The following is a 17,529-nucleotide window of genomic DNA, read 5'->3' as shown; positions in this document are numbered from 1 at the left end:
ACTGGCCCCATCGCGAGCAGGCTCGCTCCCACAGTTGATCTTTGCTGGACACAGTATTTGTGTACGGCGCGGTCAATGTGGGAGCGAGCCTGCTCGCGATAGCCATCCTACAAGCGACGAATGACTGACTGACTCAGCGCCTCACCTGCTTCAACGTCTCGGCAATCAAAAACGCCAGTTCCAGCGACTGATCGGCATTCATCCGCGGGTCGCAATGAGTGTGGTAACGGTCCGACAGCCCGTCCTCGGTTATCGGTCGTGCACCGCCAATGCACTCGGTGACGTTCTGTCCGGTCATTTCGATGTGAATCCCGCCGGCATAAGTGCCTTCGGCTTCGTGAACCTGGAAGAACTGCTTCACTTCGCCGAGGATCTGCGCGAAATCCCGGGTCTTGTAACCGCTGCTGGCCTTGATGGTGTTGCCGTGCATCGGGTCTGAACTCCACAGCACCTGCTTGCCTTCGCGCTGTACGGCGCGCAATAGCTGCGGCAGGTGATCGCCGACTTTGTTCGCGCCCATTCGCGCGATCAGGTTCAACCGGCCCGGATCATTGTCCGGGTTGAGCACGTCGATCAGGCGGATCAGATCATCAGGATTCATGCTCGGGCCGACCTTGACCCCGATCGGGTTGTTTACCCCGCGCAGGAATTCGACATGGGCGCCGTCCAGCTGACGGGTGCGGTCGCCGATCCACAGCATGTGGGCCGAGCAGTCGTAGTAGTCGTTGGTCAGGCTGTCGCGGCGCACGAACGCTTCTTCGTAATTGAGCAACAGCGCTTCGTGGGCGGTGAAAAAACTGGTTTCGCGCAATTGCGGCGAGCTGTCCATGCCGCAGGCGCGCATGAAGGCCAGGGTTTCGTCGATACGGTCGGCCAGGTGGCTGTACTTCTCAGCCAGGGCCGAGTTGGCGATGAAGTCCAGGTTCCACTTGTGCACCTGATGCAGGTCGGCGAATCCGCCCTGGGCGAAGGCCCGCAGCAGGTTCAAGGTGGCCGTGGACTGGTGGTAGGACTGCAACAGCCGCTCCGGGTCTGGTACGCGGCTTTTTTCGTCGAAGGCGATGCCGTTGACGATGTCGCCCCGGTAGGCTGGCAGGGTCACACCGTCGATGGTTTCATCGTTGGCCGAGCGCGGCTTGGCGAACTGCCCGGCCATGCGACCGACCTTGACCACCGGGCAACCGGCGGCAAAGGTCATGACGATGGCCATTTGCAGCAACACCTTGAAGGTGTCGCGGATCTTCGCCGCCGAGAACTCGGCGAAACTTTCGGCGCAGTCGCCGCCTTGCAGCAGGAAGGCCCGCCCCTGGGTGACTTCGGCGAACTGACGGCGCAACTCCCGCGCTTCACCGGCAAACACCAGCGGCGGATAACTGGCCAGGGTCTGCTCGACGTGCAGCAAATGCGCCGCGTCGGGGTATCGGGGTTGCTGCTGGATCGGCAGGGCGCGCCAGCTGTCAGGGCTCCAGGGTTGGCTCATCATGATCTCTAGGTGGTGTACGCTCGGGCTGCCATGTTATCAGCAAATTAGTGCGTGACCTGTTTGCGTCGCTTCGCGGACAATCGCGCTTTTGCCCCCGGTTGCGTTCAGGGTCTGCGTAGCCACAGGAGATGAAATGACAGAGGAGCGCGTCGAGCATTTGCTCGCCGAAGTGCACGACGAGTTCGGTGTTATCCGGGTTCTTGAAGTGGCGGACTACCGTTTTCTGGAGTTTGGCGACGCCATCGAACAGAGCTGCGTGTTCACGGCCGACCCGAGCTGGCTCGAATATGATTACACCCGCGCCATGTTGATTGGCGCGTTGTGCCACGAGCAGCCGGAAAGCGCGCTGTTTCTTGGGCTGGGCGCCGGGACGCTGACCCAGGCCTGCCTCAAGTTTCTGCCGCTGGAAGATGTCGAAGCCATCGAACTGCGTCCCGATGTACCGCGCCTGGCCATCCAATACCTGGGGCTGGACGACGATCCGCGGCTGTACATCCGCGTCGGCGATGCCCTGGAGTTGCTTGAAACCGCCGAGCCTGCGGACCTGATCTTCGTCGACCTCTACACTGACGTCGGTCCCGGCGTCGGGCATCTGGCCTGGCGTTTTCTGGAAAACTGCCAGAAACGCCTCAACCCGGGCGGCTGGCTGGTGATCAACCAATGGGCCACCGACGATGGCAAGCCATTGGGCGCGGCGCTGCTGCGGGGCCTGTACCACCGGCATTACTGGGAGCTGCCGGTGAAGGAGGGCAATGTCATCCTGATCGTGCCGGCGGATCTGGACCAGGAACCGGACATGCAAGGACTGGTCGCCCGGGCCGAAGGGCTGGCGCCACGACTGGGCTATTCATTGCAGTCGTTGATCAAGGCCATTCGCCCGGCGACTTGACACTCGTCCAAGGTGTGACGCCCCCCTGTGGGAGCAAAGCTTGCTCGCGATAAACACAGCTCAGTGCTTGCGCAAGTGCGCAGTGTTTGCATCGCGAGCAAGCTTTGCTCCCACAGGTAATGATGAACCGTTTTAGCACCCCGCCCCCGCAACGCCGTGCCGGTGCAAAACAAACGGTTGTACCGTGAACCCCAGGGCCTGCGACAGCGAGGCCCATGACCGGGTTCTGGCAATAAAAAATCTCCCTTTTTTGGCGAATTCCGGTATAGTGCGCGCCGGCCTTTAGCCGGGCCGCGTCAAGGTAGCGCAATTTCCCGAAGCCAGCTTCGGCTGCATGTCCGCACAACGGATGCTTCCGCGACGTTCTTTTCATTCATTCGTTTTCGCAAATCCCCGCCGACAAAGCAGCCAGGGCGACTCTTGAGTCTCAACACGGCATGCGCAGCTTTGGAGCATGGGTCTTTGCGGATGCACTTAGAGGCAGACCCATGACCCAGGAAACCGGCGGCTTCGTCGCTTTTAATCTTAATCCGAACATTCTTGCAGCCGTCATTGCGACCGGCTACGAAGAACCTTCGGCTATTCAGCAGCAATCGATCCCGATCATCATGGCCGGTCACGACATGATTGGTCAGGCGCAAACCGGTACGGGTAAAACCGCCGCGTTCGCCCTGCCGATCCTGCATCGCATCGATCCTGCTAAGCGCGAACCGCAAGCCCTGATCCTGGCGCCAACTCGTGAGTTGGCGCTGCAAGTAGCCACCGCTTTTGAAACTTACTCCAAGCAGATGCCTGGTGTAACCGTCGTGGCTGTTTACGGCGGCGCTCCGATGGGCCCGCAATTGAAAGCCATCCGTAACGGCGCGCAAATCGTTGTCGCCACTCCGGGGCGTCTGTGCGACCACCTGCGTCGTGACGAAAAAGTACTGGCCACCGTGAACCACCTGGTTCTCGATGAAGCCGACGAAATGCTCAAGCTGGGTTTCATGGATGACCTGGAAGTCATCTTCAAGGCCCTGCCAGCGACCCGTCAGACGGTATTGTTCTCGGCCACACTGCCGCAGTCGATCCGCGCCATTGCCGAGCGTCACCTGCGCGATCCGCAACACGTAAAGATCCAGACCAAGACCCAGACCGTCACCGCGATCGAGCAGGCTCACCTGCTGGTTCACGCCGACCAGAAGACCTCGGCCGTACTGAGCCTGCTGGAAGTCGAGGATTTCGACGCCCTGATCATGTTCGTCCGTACCAAGCAAGCGACCCTGGACCTGGCCAGTGCCCTGGAAGCCAAAGGCTACAAAGCCGCTGCGCTGAACGGTGACATTGCCCAGAACCAGCGCGAGCGCGTGATCGACTCCCTCAAGGATGGCCGTCTGGACATCGTTGTGGCGACCGACGTTGCCGCCCGTGGCCTGGACGTTCCGCGCATCACCCACGTGTTCAACGTGGACATGCCGTACGATCCGGAATCCTACGTTCACCGTATCGGCCGTACAGGCCGTGCCGGTCGCGAAGGTCGTGCACTGCTGCTGGTCACCCCGCGTGAGCGCCGCATGCTGCAAGTGATTGAGCGTGTAACCGGTCAGAAGGTCGCTGAAGTTCGCCTGCCGGACGCCCAGGCAGTTCTCGATGCCCGCATCAAGAAACTCACCAACAGCCTGTCGCCACTGGTGGCTGACGCCGAATCGACCCACGGTGATCTGCTTGATCGCCTGACCGCCGACATCGGTTGCACCCCCCGTGCCCTGGCCGCTGCTCTGCTGCGCAAGGCCACCAATGGCCAGGCGCTGACCCTGGCTGCGATCGAGAAGGAACGTCCACTGGTGCCGAACAACGCACCGCGTGGCGACCGTCCAGAGCGTAGCGGTGATCGTCCGGACCGTGGTGATCGCGAGCGTCGCGCACCGATCCCGCTGGCCGAAGGCCGTGCACGTTGCCGTACTGCGCTGGGTGCTCGTGACGGCATCGCGGCCAAGAACCTGCTGGGCGCCATCCTCAACGAAGGCGGCCTGGCCCGTGAGGCCATCGGTCGCATCCAGGTACGTGACAGCTTCAGCCTGGTAGAGCTGCCGGAAGATGGTCTGGAGAAGTTGCTGACCAAACTGAAGGACACTCGTGTCGCCGGCAAGCAGCTCAAACTGCGTCGCTATCGCGAAGATTGATCCGCTCTCGGGCTGATTGATCGAACATAAAAATCCCCGACTGGTTCGGGGATTTTTTATGCCTGACGTTTGGTGTTTTTCAGGGAGAGCATGGGGAGCCCAATCGCGAGCAGGCTCGCTCCCACAGTGGTATGGGCAAATGCAGGTCCATTGTGGGAGCGAGCCTGCTCGCGATTGAAGACGACTCGGTTTAAAGGTCAGTCAAACCGATAAATGTCCATCCCCAAGGCCCCCATGGTGAACCCCTGGTGGGCAACGCTGAATTGACCCCCCGCACCCCGGGCGAAATACAACGGCAGCAGATGCTCATCACTGGGATGGCTGCGCACGGCGTTCGGCGCCTGGCGACGGTAATCATGCAGCGCGGCCTCATCGTCGGCCTCCAGCTTCTCAACCATCCAATCGCGAAACGCCTTGGCCCAGGGCTCAATGCTGTCGGGGCCGGCGTTCCAGTCCAGGTCGCGCAGGTTATGGGTGATGCTGCCTGAGCCGATCAGCAGGACACCCTGTTGGCGTAGGTTCGCCAGGGCCTGGCCGACCTGGGTCTGCAACACCGGCCCCTGGCGGCTGGGCAGGGAAACCTGCACCACTGGGATGTCGGCCTCGGGGTACATCAAAGACAACGGCACCCACACGCCATGATCGGATGGTCGCTCTGTGTCGAGGCGTGCCGGCAGGTGCGCGGCGTTGAGCAGGTCCGCCACTTGCACTGCCAGTTGCGGATCGCCCGGCGCCGGATATTGCACCTCGTACAGAGCTGGCGGGAAGCCGCCGAAGTCATGCCAGGTACGTGGATGCGGATTGGCGCTGACCAACAGCTCACTGCTTTCCCAGTGCGCGGACACGATGATGATGGCTTTGGGTGTGGGCAGTTGCGCGGCGAGGCGAGCCAGTGCCGGACCGCTGTCTCCAGGTTCCAGGGCGAGCATCGGTGAGCCATGGGAGATAAACAGGCTGGGCAGCATGAACGGACTCCTGAGCGTTAAGATGTCGCCATCTTCTGTCAGGTCTATGATCTAAATCTAATATAAGTTTTAGCCCGTTTTAATCGGTTTTTTTGGAGTGAGTCATGGAGCCCGAGTTTTGGCACAAGCGCTGGTCAACCAATCAGATTGGCTTTCATTTGCCAGAAGTGAACCCCTATCTGCAATGTTTCTGGCCGCAACTGGGGGTAGAGCAGGGCAGTCGGGTGCTGGTACCCCTATGCGGGAAAACGCTCGACCTCTTGTGGCTCGCCCAGCAGGGGTATTCGGTACTGGGGGTGGAGCTGTCGGAAAAAGCCGCAGAGGATTTCTTTCTTGAGCATCAGCTTGAGCCGAGCGTGAGTGAAGAGGGTGCGTTCAAGGTGTTTCGTGCCGGGGATATCGAAATCCGCTGCGGTGATTTTTTTGCCTTGGGCGCTGGGGATGTGGCTGGTTGCGCGGCGCTGTACGACCGCGCCGCATTGATCGCTTTGCCTGTGGCGATGCGAGAGCGGTACGCGACCCATTTGCAGAAGATCTTGCCGGAGTGTGTTGGACTGTTGATTACCCTGGATTACAACCAGGATGAAATGCCCGGCCCGCCGTTTTCCGTAGGGGATGACGAAGTGCAGCGGCTGTTGGGCGAGGTCTGGCGGCTGGAGGTCTTGCAGGAGCAGGATGTGCTGGGCGAAAGCTGGAAGTTCTTGCAGGCTGGAGTCAAAAGGCTGGATGAGCGGGTGTATCGGGTTTCCAGTCGTTGATGTGGCGTGTCCGCTGACTTTATCGCGAGCAGGCTCGCTCACATTGCCCCTATGGGAGCAAGGCTTGCCCGCGATGGGGCCAGATCAGGTAATTCATAAATCAGGCAGACAAAAAAAGCCCGCATTGCTGCGGGCTTTCTCTTGAAGCTTGAGCCTGTCAGCCGCGACGACGCAGTGCGTCGATACGCTCTTCCAGTGGCGGATGGCTCATGAACATGCGAGCCAGGCCCTGCTTGATACCACCGTTGATGCCAAAGGCATTCAGGGTGTCGGGCATGTGTACGGGCAAACCTTGCTCGGCACGCAGGCGTTGCAGGGCGCCGATCATGGCACTGGTGCCCGCCAGGCGTGCGCCGGCGTCATCTGCGCGGAACTCACGTTTGCGCGAGAACCACATGACGATGGCGCTGGCGAGGATGCCCAATACCAGCTCGGCGAAAATGGTCGCCACGTAGTAGGCGATGCCCTGGCCCTCTTCATTCTTGAAGATCACCTTGTCGACGAAGTTGCCGATGATGCGGGCAAAAAACATGACGAAGGTGTTCACCACACCCTGGATCAGCGCCAGGGTCACCATGTCGCCGTTGGCGACGTGGCCGATCTCATGGGCCAGCACGGCCTTGACTTCATCCGGCGAAAACCGTTCGAGCAGGCCCTGGCTGACAGCGACCAATGCATCGTTCTTGTTCCAGCCGGTGGCGAAGGCGTTGGCCTCGTAGGCTGGGAAGATGCCCACTTCCGGCATCTTGATGCCAGCTTCGCGGGATAGCTGCTCGACGGTTTGCAGCAGCCATTGTTCGTGGCGAGTGCGCGGCTGAGTGATGATCTGCGTGCTGGTGCTCATCTTCGCCATCCATTTGGAGATGAACAGCGAGAACAGGGAACCGGCGAAACCGAACACCGCACAGAAGATCAGCAGCTGACTGAGGTTGAGGTCAACCCCGTTGGCCGCCATGAACCCGTTGAAGCCGAAAAGGCTCAGGGTGATGCTGGCAATCAGCACGACCGCCAGGTTAGTGGCCAAAAACAGCAGGATGCGCATCATGGTTGTGGAAATCTCCTCATGCTAAAGATGTAGCGTTATGCGGGGTATATAAGGTGCCGCCGCAGGCTATTCAACACGCCGACTATTTCAAACTGTGTCCTACAGGCGTCCTAAATGATTGAAAGACTTTTCTGAAAGTGGCCGTGGAAAAAAAATAGGGCGTCGGTACCCCGTGAACGTTGAGTTGCGCTGCGCACTGCCTGCCGAGGCTTCAGTGTAGAAGGCCTGTTCAAGTTGGCGAAACGGATATGTTGCTGAATCAAACAGCGTGCGAGGCGAGGCCCTCGCACGTCATTTGGTTTACTGGCGGTAGGATTTGAGGAAATTGCCGATGCGGCCAATGGCCTGGTCCAGGTCGTCGACCCGAGGCAGGGTCACGACGCGGAAGTGATCCGGCCACGGCCAGTTGAACGCCGTGCCCTGGACCACCAGCAGCTTTTCGGACAGCAACAGGTCGAGTACGAATTTTTCATCGTTGTGGATCGGGCAGACCTTTGGGTCGATCCGTGGGAAGGCGTACAACGCACCCATCGGCTTGACGCAACTGACGCCAGGAATGTCGTTGAGCAGTTCCCAGGTGCGGTTGCGCTGTTCCAGCAACCGGCCCTGTGGCAGGACCAGGTCATTGATGCTCTGGTAGCCGCCCAGCGCTGTCTGGATCGCATGCTGGCTCGGTACGTTGGCACACAGACGCATGTTGGCCAGCATGTCGATGCCCTCGATGTAGCTCTGGGCGTGATGCTTGGGGCCGGAGATGGCGATCCAGCCGGAGCGGAAACCTGCCACCCGGTAGGATTTGGACAAGCCGTTGAAGGTCAGGCACAGCAGGTCTGGAGCCAGGGACGCGGTGCAGACGTGCACGGCATCGTCGTACAGGATCTTGTCGTAGATCTCGTCGGAAAACACCACCAGGTTGTGCTGGCGAGCCAGTTCCAGCATGCCCAGCAAGACTTCCCTGGAGTACACCGCGCCGGTCGGATTGTTCGGGTTGATGATCACCAGTGCCTTGGTGTTCGGGGTGATCTTGGCCTTGATGTCCGCCAGGTCCGGGAACCAGTTGGCCTGTTCGTCGCACAGGTAATGCACCGGGTTACCGCCTGACAGGCTCACGGCGGCGGTCCACAATGGGTAGTCCGGGGCTGGCACCAGCACTTCGTCGCCGTTGTTGAGCAAGGCTTGCATCGACATTACGATCAGTTCGGACACGCCGTTACCCAGGTAGATGTCTTCGATACCGACACCTTCGACCTGTTTTTGCTGGTAGTACTGCATCACGGCCTTGCGGGCGCTGAACAGGCCTTTGGAGTCGCTGTAGCCCTGGGCGGTCGGCAGGTTGCGGATGACGTCCTGGAGGATTTCATCGGGCGCTTCGAAACCAAAGGGTGCCGGGTTGCCGATGTTCAGCTTGAGGATGCGATGGCCTTCCTCTTCCAGGCGCTTGGCGTGCTTGAGCACTGGGCCGCGAATGTCATAGCAGACGTTGGCGAGCTTGTTCGATTTGCTGACCTGCATGGCGATGTGTTCCCGAAAATGAACGATCCAGGCGGCGAGTGAACTACCGTACTGGGGATCCTGCGTCTGTGCTCAGGCTTGACGCGGTACATGCGTGACAATCCGTTTGAATACGCATGACGTGGCTGCCAGACTGGCGCCTGACGAGGCGCAATCATACGTGCCGCCCGATCTGTGGAAAAGCGTCGGATCGGGCTTTTTCAATTGCCGAGGTAGGACGATGGAAAAGTTGCAGAAAACCCTTGAAGAATGGCGCGCCATGCTCGACCCGGAGCAGTACAACGTCTGTCGGCTGAAGGGCACCGAACGGCCATTTTCCGGTAAGTACAACGACACCAAGACTGACGGCGTTTACCACTGCATCTGCTGCAACGAGCCGCTGTTCGATTCGCAGACCAAATTCGATTCCGGCTGCGGCTGGCCAAGTTTCTACGCGCCGCTCGAAGGCAGCGCGGTGGTGGAAGTGCGCGATGTCAGCCACGGCATGATCCGCACTGAAGTGGTCTGCGCCAAGTGTGATGCACACCTGGGCCACGTCTTCCCCGACGGCCCGCCACCTACGGGGCTGCGTTACTGCATCAACTCGGTGTGCCTGGATATGGTGCCCCGAGGGTAACTCTGTGGCAGCAAAGCTTGCTCGCGCAACAGGCACCTCGATCTCTGAAAGACCGTGTCGCCTTCATCGCGGGCAAGCCTTGCTCCCACAGTCTGTGATACGGGTATTTCTTGATAATTAAATTGCATGCAATTTAATTGCTCGCTATCTTCAGGAACCTCTTCTTTCCACCTGGAGCCTTGCCATGAGCGACAACCTGCTGAGCATCCCATGCACCACTATCAAGGGTGAGCAAAAGACCCTCGCCGATTTCGCTGGCAAGGCTGTGTTGGTGGTCAACACCGCCAGCCAGTGCGGCTTCACCCCGCAGTACAAAGGGCTCGAAGCGCTCTGGCAAACCTATAAGGACCAGGGCCTGGTGGTGGTGGGCTTTCCCTGCAACCAGTTTGGCAAGCAGGAGCCGGGCAACGAGGGGGCGATCTCCGAGTTCTGCGAGCTGAACTTCGGTGTGAGTTTTCCGCTGTTCAAGAAAATCGATGTCAACGGTGCCAATGCCCATCCGCTGTTTGTCCAGCTCAAGCAGCGTGCGCCCGGTGTACTGGGGTCCAAAGGCATCAAGTGGAATTTCACCAAGTTCCTGATTGGCAAGGACGGTCAGGTGGTCAAGCGTTTTGCACCGACCACCAAGCCCCAGGACCTGACCGGTGAGATCGAAGCCTTGCTCAAATGAATGATCTGTCAGTCGATTCGCTGAAGCTCGACAGCCAATTGTGCTTCAAGCTGTACGCTGCGTCGCGGGCGGTCATCCGCGGCTACAAGCCGATGCTCGATCAGCTCGGCCTGACCTATCCGCAATACCTGGCAATGCTGGTGCTGTGGGAGTGGCAGGAGAATGCGCCGGAACAACCCACGGTCAAGGCCTTGGGCGAGCGTCTGCTGCTGGATTCGGGCACGTTGACGCCGTTGCTCAAACGCCTGGAACAACTGAGCCTGGTTCAGCGCCAGCGTTCGGTCCGCGATGAGCGGGAGGTGCATTTGAGCCTGACGCAAGCTGGTTGGGCGTTGCGTGAGCAGGTCGGTCCGCTCAAGGCTCGCCTGTTATGCGATAGCGGGATTGACCTTGACCGCCTGGGGGAGTTGCGAGACGGTCTCGATCATCTGTTGGGGCAGATCAAAGCGCTGGCGTAGTGGGCGCCCATTGATCCAGCAACGCCGCCAGTTCTTCGCGGCGGAACGGCTTGGACAGGTAATCGTTCATGCCGGCAGCCCTGCATCGCTCACGTTCCTCGGGCATGGCATTGGCCGTCAGGGCAACAATCGGCAGATCCGGCCAGCGCCCGCTGCGACGGATCTGGCGACTGGCTTCGTAACCGTCCATGACCGGCATGTTGCAATCCATCAGGACCAGGTCGAAATCCCTCTGTTCGAGCTGATCCAGGGCCTCGGCACCATGGGCCGCGACGATGACTTCACAGCCCAGCTTCACCAGCATGCCCTTGGCCACCAGTTGATTGACCGGGTTGTCTTCCACCAGCAAGACCCGCCCGCGTTTGGAAGGCGCCAGGGTTTCGACTTGAGCATCATTGATGGTGGTGGCGTCGCTTTGCAAGGCGCGACGCAGGATCTGATAAAGGGCTTGGCGCGCCAGGGGGCGGGCCTGTTGTAACAAGGGGGCGAGGGCGGCGGCTTCTTCACTGGGCAGAAAACTGCCATAGGCGGTGACCAGCAGGATCGGGGCGTCGAACGTGGGACGCATATTGAACAGGCATTCCGGGCAGTCGGTAATCAGAATATCGGGCTTGAGGCCCAGCAACCCGTCATCCACCGAACGTCTTTCGTAGTCCAGCCCCCAGCCGGGCAATAGCATGTTGAGCAACTCGGCCAGTCCACTGCTGCTGGCGGTAATGGCAACGACATTACCGCGCAAGGGCTCGGCGGGCGCCGCAGGGGTATGGCACGGCAGGGGCAGGTCAGCGCAGAACTGACTGCCGAAACCGGCTTCGGAGGTGATCGTCAATCGGCCCTGCATGGCTTCGCAGAGGTTGTAGGTCAGCGCCAGGCCCAGCCCGGTGCCACCGAACTGGCGGGTAATACCAACACCGGCTTGGGTGAACGGCTGGAGGATTCTCGCTTGAGCCTCTTGAGGGATGCCGATGCCGGTGTCACAGATCTCGATCCGCACACCGTCTTCACGTGGGCTCAAGCGTACATCGACCCGGCCGAAGCGCGTGAATTTCAGTGCGTTGGACAACAGGTTGCTGACGATCTGGCGCACCCGGGTCGGGTCGCCCAATACCTGTGTCGGGAACGCCGGATCGATCAGGCAGGCCAGTTCGACGCTTGGGGCGGCGTTCTGGGAAAGCAGGTTGGCGGTGTCTTCGACCAGGGAGCCAAGGTCGAACGGGATGTGTTCGAGTTCCAGTTGACCGGCGTCGAATTTCGACAGGTCGAGGATATCGTTGAGCAATTCCACCAATACCTTGCCTGAGTCATGGGCGATCGATAGCTGTTGCTGTTGTTCGGCCGTCAGGGGGCCATCCAGTGACAGCGCGATCATTCCCAACAGGCCATTGAGCGGCGTACGGATCTCATGGCTCATGTTGGCCAGAAAGACGGAGCGGGCTTCTGCCATGTCCAGGGCCGTGCGCCGGGCCACTTCCAACTCCTCATTGGACTGGCTGAGGCGGGCATTGATGGCTTTGAGTTCGGCGGTACGGGCCGAGACAATGTTTTCCAACTGCGCGAGATAATCGGTGAGACGATTTTCCGCCGTGCGCCGCTGCTGAATCTCGGTGGCGATATTTTCGAACTGCTGATTGGCCACCGAGACCAGTACGCCGATCTCGTCGTGCTGGTGGCCGGAGGGGCATTCCAGGCGACTCTGCTCGCCGCTACTGGGATCGCGGCTGCTCAGTTCGCGGATGACCCGCACCAGGGGCTTGGTCAGCATCACATAAAACAACGCCAGGAGCAGACCGGTCAGGATCAGGCTGCGGGCAAAACCGTTGAGCAGCGTCACTTCGGCCCGGCGCAGGAAGCGGCTGCCGAATGCATAGGTGTCGACGTCCAGTCGCAGCGCACCCAAAGACTCTGCGGGCAGATGGTCCAGGTAGAGACGGTCTTCGAACTGCCGCCGCGCGCCGAACAGAAAGTCGCTGATAAAACGGTTACTGCTTTGGAGTTCGGGGCGTTTGACGCTGGCCAGCACCGTATTGTTGTTGTCGATCAGCTCGGCGCCGATGATGGCCGGTGAGCGCAACAGGCCCAGGGCCAGCTCCTGGGCGAGTTCGGCATCAATGTTATAGGCGATGCGCGAAGCCGGATTGTGGCTGATTTCCAGCAACGACAGGATTTCACGGTTGATAGACGCGTCTTCGCTGGCATAATCGATGCCGATCTGCATCAGGCTGAGCAAAGTGCCCAGCGCGAAACCCACCAGAACGGTCAGCCGGGCCTGCTTGTAGGACAGCCGTTGGGTGAATCTGATGTCCATGGAATGATGAACCACTACGTTTCCCTTCGCCGCTCAAGCATAGCTGATCATCTCTGAATACCGGTGCAACCGGTATATGTTGTGTGGGATAGACCCGCCATTGGATACGGCGTTTCGTCGCTGTAGCGCCATCATTACTGTGAACCTGTCCGAGGATAAGACGTGGACTCTCGATTGAATGCTTTTCTTGAGCGCGCCGATGCGGTGCTGGCCCGTATAGAGCCCCTGTTGCCCGCTCCCCGACCCACTATCGACTGGACCCGGACACTGGCCGCCCGCTGGCAGCGCGACGGGCGCAGTGGTTACCTGTTGCCGCTTGAGGTCAGCCTCGACATGCGCCTGTCGGACCTGATCGGTGTGGACCGTCAGGTTGAACAGTTGGGTCGCAACACCCGGCAGTTCATCGATGGCATGCCGGCCAACCATGCCTTGCTGTGGGGCTCGCGTGGCACTGGCAAGTCGTCCCTGGTGCGCGCGTTGCTGGCCGAACATGCCCAGCATGGCCTGCGGTTGATCGAGATTGAGCGCGATCACCTGGCCGATCTGCCGCGAGTGGTCGAGCAAATTGCCAAACTCGCGCAGCGCTTCGTGCTGTTTTGCGATGACCTGTCGTTCGAGTCCGGTGAAGGCGATTACCGTGTCCTTAAGAGCGTGCTGGATGGATCCCTCGAGCAGGCGCCGGACAATGTGCTGTTGTATGCCACCTCCAACCGTCGCCATCTGGTGCCCGAAAAGGAAAGCGACAATGAGAACTGGAAGCGCGTCGACGGCGAGCTTCACCCCAGCGAAGCCGTGGAGGACAAGATCGCGTTGTCTGACCGTTTCGGCTTGTGGCTGTCGTTTTATCCGTTTACCCAGGAGCATTTCCTCAACGTGGTGGAACACTGGATCGGCGAGCTGGCGGCCAAGGCCGGGCTAACCTGGCAGCGCGATGAAGCGCTGGATGTGCAAGCGGTGCGTTGGGCCACCGGACGCGGCAACCGCAACGGACGTTGCGCCTATCAGTTTGCCCGGTATTGGGTGGGCCTCAAACTTCTGGAGAACAAGGCATGATCGATTTGAAAGGCACGGGCGAAGGCCTCGACGGCTACGGCTTGTTAGCGGCACAGCTTGAGTCCTTGCTGGCCGATGAGCGGGATTTCATCGCCAACGCCGCGCAGTTTTCGGCTTTCCTGTTCAGTCAGCTGGACGACTTGAACTGGGCCGGCTTCTACCTCAATCGCAACGAAGAATTGGTACTCGGCCCATTCCAGGGGCAAATCGCCTGTGTGCGGATTCCCTTTGGTCGTGGCGTGTGCGGTACGGCAGCGGCGACCCGCCAGACCCAGCGCGTCGAAGATGTCCATGCCTTCGCCGGTCATATCGCCTGCGACAGCGCGTCGAACAGCGAACTGGTGGTGCCGCTGGTCAAGGGCGGGCGCCTGATTGGCGTGCTCGATCTGGACAGTCCGAAACTGGCGCGCTTTACCGAGCATGACCGGGCCGGTATCGAGCAGTTGGCTGATATTTTCCTGCGCCTGACAGACTGCTGACCCGCTTCCTATAGGAATTGGCGAAGGCTCGGGCCGCGTTCGGACGATCTTTTGATCTTTCGCATGAGATTCAAGCGTCAGGAGAAAGATCGCAGTTTCGCTTTGCTCGGCAACGCCTGCCGGAATACCGTTCATGCCTGCAACCCCGCTTTGGCCAGCAGGCTGTCCGGGTCGACTTCATCGATCTGGCGCGGGTCGAGAAACTGGTTGGCGTAGCTCAGGTAGATTTTTTCATCGATGAACAGTCCGAACAGCTCTGGATCGATGTGGGCGTCACGGCACATGGTGGCCATGATGCCCAGGGCTTCACTCAGTTTCTTGGCTTTCTTGTAAGGCCTGTCGGCCGCCGTCAGCGCTTCGAAAATGTCCGCAATCGCCATCATGCGTGCCGGTAGACTCATTTCCTCGCGCTTGAGTCGCTTGGGATATCCCGTACCGTCCATCTTTTCATGGTGCCCGCCGGCGATCTCCGCCACGTTGTCCAAATGGCTGGGGAAGGGCAACTGGCTGAGCATCAGGATGGTTTGCACCATGTGATGATTGATGACATAGCGCTCCTCTCGCGTCAGCGTGCCCCGCGTAATGCTGAGGTTGTAGAGCTCGCCGCGATTGTATTTCCAGGGCGGCACATCGAGCTGGAAGCCCCATGGGTTGTCCGTCGGGATCAGTTCGGCTTCGTGCCTCTGCACCAAGTGCTCGGGCTTGTCCATCAGCAACTGTTCAGTGACTGGAAGCGTTGGTTTTGGCGTGCGTGCCTGGCGCTGGTTCTCTTCCCAGGAAACCCCCAGGCGATCATCCAGAGTCCGGGTCCACGGACGTTGGGCGATACGTTGCAAGCGTTGCAGGTCGGCGTCGGCCATGGCCTCGGAGCCCAGGTTGCAGTGGGCGACAAAGGCAAAGTCGTCATCGAGGCTGGCCAGTATGGCGTCGCGCTGCGGGGCCAGGGACGACGACTCGCCACCCGCTGCCAGGGCCTTCCAGTAATCGACCCAGGCGTCGCGCTTGAGCACCTCGAAGCGAGTGCGGATCTCGTGGATCCGATCGTTCAGGGTTTCCAGTTTGGTGGCTTTGTCCACCACATATTCGGGTGTGGTGACCTTGCCGCAATCGTGCAACCAGGCGGCGATGTGCAGTGCTTCCCACTCATCTTCCGTGGGTCGGTAGGCCTGGAACGCTGGCGCCTGGCTGGCAGCGGCGGCCTGGGCGAGCATCAGTGTCAAGGCTGGGACCCGCTGGCAATGACCGCCCGTGTAGGGGCTCTTGGCATCGATCGCTCCGGCCAGCAGTTGAATGAACGAATCGAGCAGCTGTTTTTGTCGGGCTTGCAGGCGCTGGCCTTCAATACTCACGGTGGCGGCGCCGGACACGGCCTGCAGGAAGGCGATGCGGTCCGGCTGCAGTTTTTCCAGATCGGCTTCGGTGCCGCTGTCGGTCATCAGCAACACCAGAACCCCGACGGTTTCCTGATGACGATTGCGCAGGCGGATACCGATCAGGTGAACCCGTGGAGCGTCCAGTGCCAGCAAGACACTCTTGAGATCGGCGGCCTGCTCGAAGCCCAGTGAAGTGACGAGGTTGTCCGAGGCGTCCAGTTGCTGCAGCCATGGCGGGCTGTCCTGTGCCTTGAGCGCATGACCTTGCAACCCGAAAGCGGCAAGGTCCCGAGGCGTTCCATCGATAACCAGCCCGTAGGGCCTGACCCGCTCGTCATCGTTCTCGCGCAGGTAAATCAGGCCAGCCTGGGCCTGACCGATCTTCACCGTCTCGAACAACACCCGCTCCAGCAAAGGGGCGAAGCGGGTTTCGGCGCGCAGGCTGGCGGTGATTTCGAAGAAGCTTGCCAGGGTCTCTTTCATTCGCGCCATCGAAACGCCCAACTGATCGACCTCCAGCACGGGAGAGCGACGGGACACCGGGTAGTTGAAATCAAAGCTGCGAATGGCATCGGCCTCCTGCACCAGTGCGCGCAGGGGCTTGACCAGAATCCTGGAGGTCAACCAGCCCAGGGGCAGGCACAACAGCAGGGTGGCGAGGGTGATCAGCGCGCCTTGCCAGCGCATGCGGTAGGCATCGGCCAGCAACTCATCTTCAGGGACCAGCAACGCCAGTTCCAGGCCTTGTGGTCCGCCTTCCTGCATGTGGCTGCGCGAAACGATCCATTGGCGTCCGCCGACTTCCAGGCGTGGGGTGTCAGTGTTGTCGTCGAGTGCGGCGGCGATGGCCGGGCTGAGCTCGCGTGCCTTGATCAGGTGTGCCGACTGAGTGTCGGTGATCAGTCGTTGACTGTCGGGGTAGGCGACCGTATTGCCTTGGCGGTCGAGCAGCACGATTTCGGTGCCGGCGGTCACCCTGTGCTTGGCCAGGGTCTGGGACAGGGACGCCAGGGTCAGGTCGGCAGCGATGACTGCCTGTTCACCGCTGCGCCGGGCGAGAGTGGTGCCCAGGTTTTGGGTGGAGAAGAATACGTAGGGTTCGGTGGTGATTTGCTCGGTGCTGCCCAGTGCGCTTCGAAACCAGCCTCGGTTGCGTGGATCGTAGGATTCGTCGGCAATGTCCTGGCGATCGATGAGCGCCAGGGCCTGGTCGTAGAACAGCGACTGGGCGCGAACCTGGCCGTCGGTCTCTGTCCGATCCACGGTCCAGACCTGGTAGGCGGCGTTGGCCGGCGCTTTCAGCGCGGTTTTCAGGGCTTCGCTGCGCAAGGGACGGACCATCAGGAAGTCGCCATTGCTGTCGGCCAGATACAACGACGCCAGGTTCGGGTTGTCCCGCAGCGCCTGGCTGAAGGGTGCGAGCAGGGCCAGGCGCTGAGCTATCCGGGGTTCACGTGTCGCCGGGTAATCGGCCAACAGGCCCAGCAGGTGGCGGATGGGTTCATAGGTGTCATACAAGTCCAGGCGTACGTCCTGCTCAATGCGGTTGAACAGTTTTTCACTGCTGGACAGGATGATTTGTGTGGTTTGGCGGTAGTTGAAAATCCCTAGTACCACACCGGTCAGCAGCAAGAGCAAGGTAAACATCACGCTGATGTGTACGTGCAAGGGAAACCGGCGTTGTTGCGGACGCGGTGCGCTGGGCATTGCAGTCACTCCAAGTGTGAGGGGGCGTTCCCAACTAATTTCCTGCCGCGCCGG

The 17,529-nt window shown here is 60.3% G+C and carries 14 protein-coding genes; 8 read left to right on the top strand and 6 right to left on the bottom strand.

All coding sequences use genetic code 11. From position 1 onward, the window contains the following. Positions 1-133: 133 nt before the first annotated feature. A complete protein-coding gene (locus MA884_RS15855) occupies positions 134-1,480 on the bottom strand; it encodes a class II 3-deoxy-7-phosphoheptulonate synthase (protein WP_256231403.1) in 1,347 nt (448 codons plus the stop codon). A 136-nt stretch (positions 1,481-1,616) separates the two neighbouring features. Between MA884_RS15855 and MA884_RS15850 the strand changes: the two genes are divergently transcribed. Further along, on the top strand, positions 1,617-2,372 hold the full coding sequence (locus tag MA884_RS15850; RefSeq protein WP_256231402.1) for a spermidine synthase: 756 nt from the start codon (positions 1,617-1,619) through the stop codon (positions 2,370-2,372). 488 nt (positions 2,373-2,860) lie between these two features. Next, positions 2,861-4,534, top strand: coding sequence for a DEAD/DEAH box helicase (locus MA884_RS15845; protein ID WP_047226368.1), 1,674 nt, complete (start codon positions 2,861-2,863; stop codon positions 4,532-4,534). 197 nt (positions 4,535-4,731) lie between these two features. Here MA884_RS15845 and MA884_RS15840 read toward each other — a convergent pair whose 3' ends face one another. Continuing rightward, on the bottom strand, positions 4,732-5,499 hold the full coding sequence (locus MA884_RS15840) for a class III extradiol ring-cleavage dioxygenase (RefSeq protein ID WP_256231401.1): 768 nt from the start codon (positions 5,497-5,499) through the stop codon (positions 4,732-4,734). 104 nt (positions 5,500-5,603) lie between these two features. On the opposite strand from MA884_RS15840, the gene MA884_RS15835 reads away from it, so the two are divergent. Continuing rightward, on the top strand, positions 5,604-6,257 hold the full coding sequence (locus MA884_RS15835; RefSeq protein WP_256231400.1) for a thiopurine S-methyltransferase: 654 nt from the start codon (positions 5,604-5,606) through the stop codon (positions 6,255-6,257). Positions 6,258-6,414: 157 nt separating this feature from the next. Here MA884_RS15835 and htpX read toward each other — a convergent pair whose 3' ends face one another. Next, on the bottom strand, positions 6,415-7,302 hold the full coding sequence (gene htpX / locus MA884_RS15830; protein ID WP_047226371.1) for a protease HtpX: 888 nt from the start codon (positions 7,300-7,302) through the stop codon (positions 6,415-6,417). 300 nt (positions 7,303-7,602) lie between these two features. Further along, the gene (locus MA884_RS15825) at positions 7,603-8,814 is read right to left on the bottom strand and encodes a pyridoxal phosphate-dependent aminotransferase (RefSeq protein ID WP_095963474.1); all 1,212 of its coding nucleotides are present in this window, start codon (positions 8,812-8,814) and stop codon (positions 7,603-7,605) included. Positions 8,815-9,034: 220 nt separating this feature from the next. Here MA884_RS15825 and msrB point away from each other — a divergent pair, with 220 nt between their 5' ends. The 3 genes from msrB (at position 9,035) to MA884_RS15810 (ending at position 10,558) form a co-directional block, all read left to right on the top strand. Further along, complete coding sequence (msrB, locus tag MA884_RS15820; protein WP_256231399.1) at positions 9,035-9,430, top strand: peptide-methionine (R)-S-oxide reductase MsrB; 396 nt, start codon at positions 9,035-9,037, stop codon at positions 9,428-9,430. Positions 9,431-9,614: 184 nt separating this feature from the next. Next, positions 9,615-10,100: a glutathione peroxidase gene (locus tag MA884_RS15815; protein WP_256231398.1), complete on the top strand. Its 486-nt coding sequence runs from the start codon at positions 9,615-9,617 to the stop codon at positions 10,098-10,100. Continuing rightward, the gene (locus MA884_RS15810; RefSeq protein ID WP_256231397.1) at positions 10,097-10,558 is read left to right on the top strand and encodes a MarR family winged helix-turn-helix transcriptional regulator; all 462 of its coding nucleotides are present in this window, start codon (positions 10,097-10,099) and stop codon (positions 10,556-10,558) included. Before MA884_RS15815 ends, MA884_RS15810 begins: the two co-directional genes overlap by 4 nt. Here the strand turns inward: MA884_RS15810 and MA884_RS15805 are convergent. Then, positions 10,542-12,863, bottom strand: a complete 2,322-nt coding sequence (locus MA884_RS15805) for a response regulator (RefSeq protein ID WP_256231396.1) — start codon at positions 12,861-12,863, stop codon at positions 10,542-10,544. The genes MA884_RS15810 and MA884_RS15805 overlap by 17 nt on opposite strands. Before the next feature lie 162 nt (positions 12,864-13,025). Between MA884_RS15805 and MA884_RS15800 the strand changes: the two genes are divergently transcribed. Next, positions 13,026-13,916: an ATP-binding protein gene (locus tag MA884_RS15800; protein WP_256231395.1), complete on the top strand. Its 891-nt coding sequence runs from the start codon at positions 13,026-13,028 to the stop codon at positions 13,914-13,916. Beyond that, on the top strand, positions 13,913-14,395 hold the full coding sequence (locus tag MA884_RS15795; RefSeq protein ID WP_047226378.1) for a GAF domain-containing protein: 483 nt from the start codon (positions 13,913-13,915) through the stop codon (positions 14,393-14,395). Before MA884_RS15800 ends, MA884_RS15795 begins: the two co-directional genes overlap by 4 nt. Before the next feature lie 131 nt (positions 14,396-14,526). Here MA884_RS15795 and MA884_RS15790 read toward each other — a convergent pair whose 3' ends face one another. After that, positions 14,527-17,475 (bottom strand): HD domain-containing phosphohydrolase, encoded by a 2,949-nt coding sequence (locus MA884_RS15790; protein ID WP_256231394.1) that lies wholly within the window; start codon positions 17,473-17,475, stop codon positions 14,527-14,529. Positions 17,476-17,529: the final 54 nt, after the last annotated feature.

The organism is Pseudomonas sp. Q11, assembly GCF_024494355.1.
Lineage (GTDB): Bacteria > Pseudomonadota > Gammaproteobacteria > Pseudomonadales > Pseudomonadaceae > Aquipseudomonas > Aquipseudomonas hefeiensis.
Note: the sequence above shows the minus strand (reverse complement) of the source record. Positions and strands in the feature narration are given on the sequence as shown.

What these genes read in the sequence shown, in the direction of transcription:
- MA884_RS15855 (WP_256231403.1), bottom strand. Translation starts at nt 1,480, where the DNA reads ATGAGCCAACCCTGGAGCCCTGACAGCTGGCGCGCCCTGCCGATCCAG.
- MA884_RS15850 (WP_256231402.1), top strand. Translation starts at nt 1,617, where the DNA reads ATGACAGAGGAGCGCGTCGAGCATTTGCTCGCCGAAGTGCACGACGAG.
- MA884_RS15845 (WP_047226368.1), top strand. Translation starts at nt 2,861, where the DNA reads ATGACCCAGGAAACCGGCGGCTTCGTCGCTTTTAATCTTAATCCGAAC.
- MA884_RS15840 (WP_256231401.1), bottom strand. Translation starts at nt 5,499, where the DNA reads ATGCTGCCCAGCCTGTTTATCTCCCATGGCTCACCGATGCTCGCCCTG.
- MA884_RS15835 (WP_256231400.1), top strand. Translation starts at nt 5,604, where the DNA reads ATGGAGCCCGAGTTTTGGCACAAGCGCTGGTCAACCAATCAGATTGGC.
- htpX (WP_047226371.1), bottom strand. Translation starts at nt 7,302, where the DNA reads ATGATGCGCATCCTGCTGTTTTTGGCCACTAACCTGGCGGTCGTGCTG.
- MA884_RS15825 (WP_095963474.1), bottom strand. Translation starts at nt 8,814, where the DNA reads ATGCAGGTCAGCAAATCGAACAAGCTCGCCAACGTCTGCTATGACATT.
- msrB (WP_256231399.1), top strand. Translation starts at nt 9,035, where the DNA reads ATGGAAAAGTTGCAGAAAACCCTTGAAGAATGGCGCGCCATGCTCGAC.
- MA884_RS15815 (WP_256231398.1), top strand. Translation starts at nt 9,615, where the DNA reads ATGAGCGACAACCTGCTGAGCATCCCATGCACCACTATCAAGGGTGAG.
- MA884_RS15810 (WP_256231397.1), top strand. Translation starts at nt 10,097, where the DNA reads ATGAATGATCTGTCAGTCGATTCGCTGAAGCTCGACAGCCAATTGTGC.
- MA884_RS15805 (WP_256231396.1), bottom strand. Translation starts at nt 12,863, where the DNA reads ATGGACATCAGATTCACCCAACGGCTGTCCTACAAGCAGGCCCGGCTG.
- MA884_RS15795 (WP_047226378.1), top strand. Translation starts at nt 13,913, where the DNA reads ATGATCGATTTGAAAGGCACGGGCGAAGGCCTCGACGGCTACGGCTTG.
- MA884_RS15790 (WP_256231394.1), bottom strand. Translation starts at nt 17,475, where the DNA reads ATGCCCAGCGCACCGCGTCCGCAACAACGCCGGTTTCCCTTGCACGTA.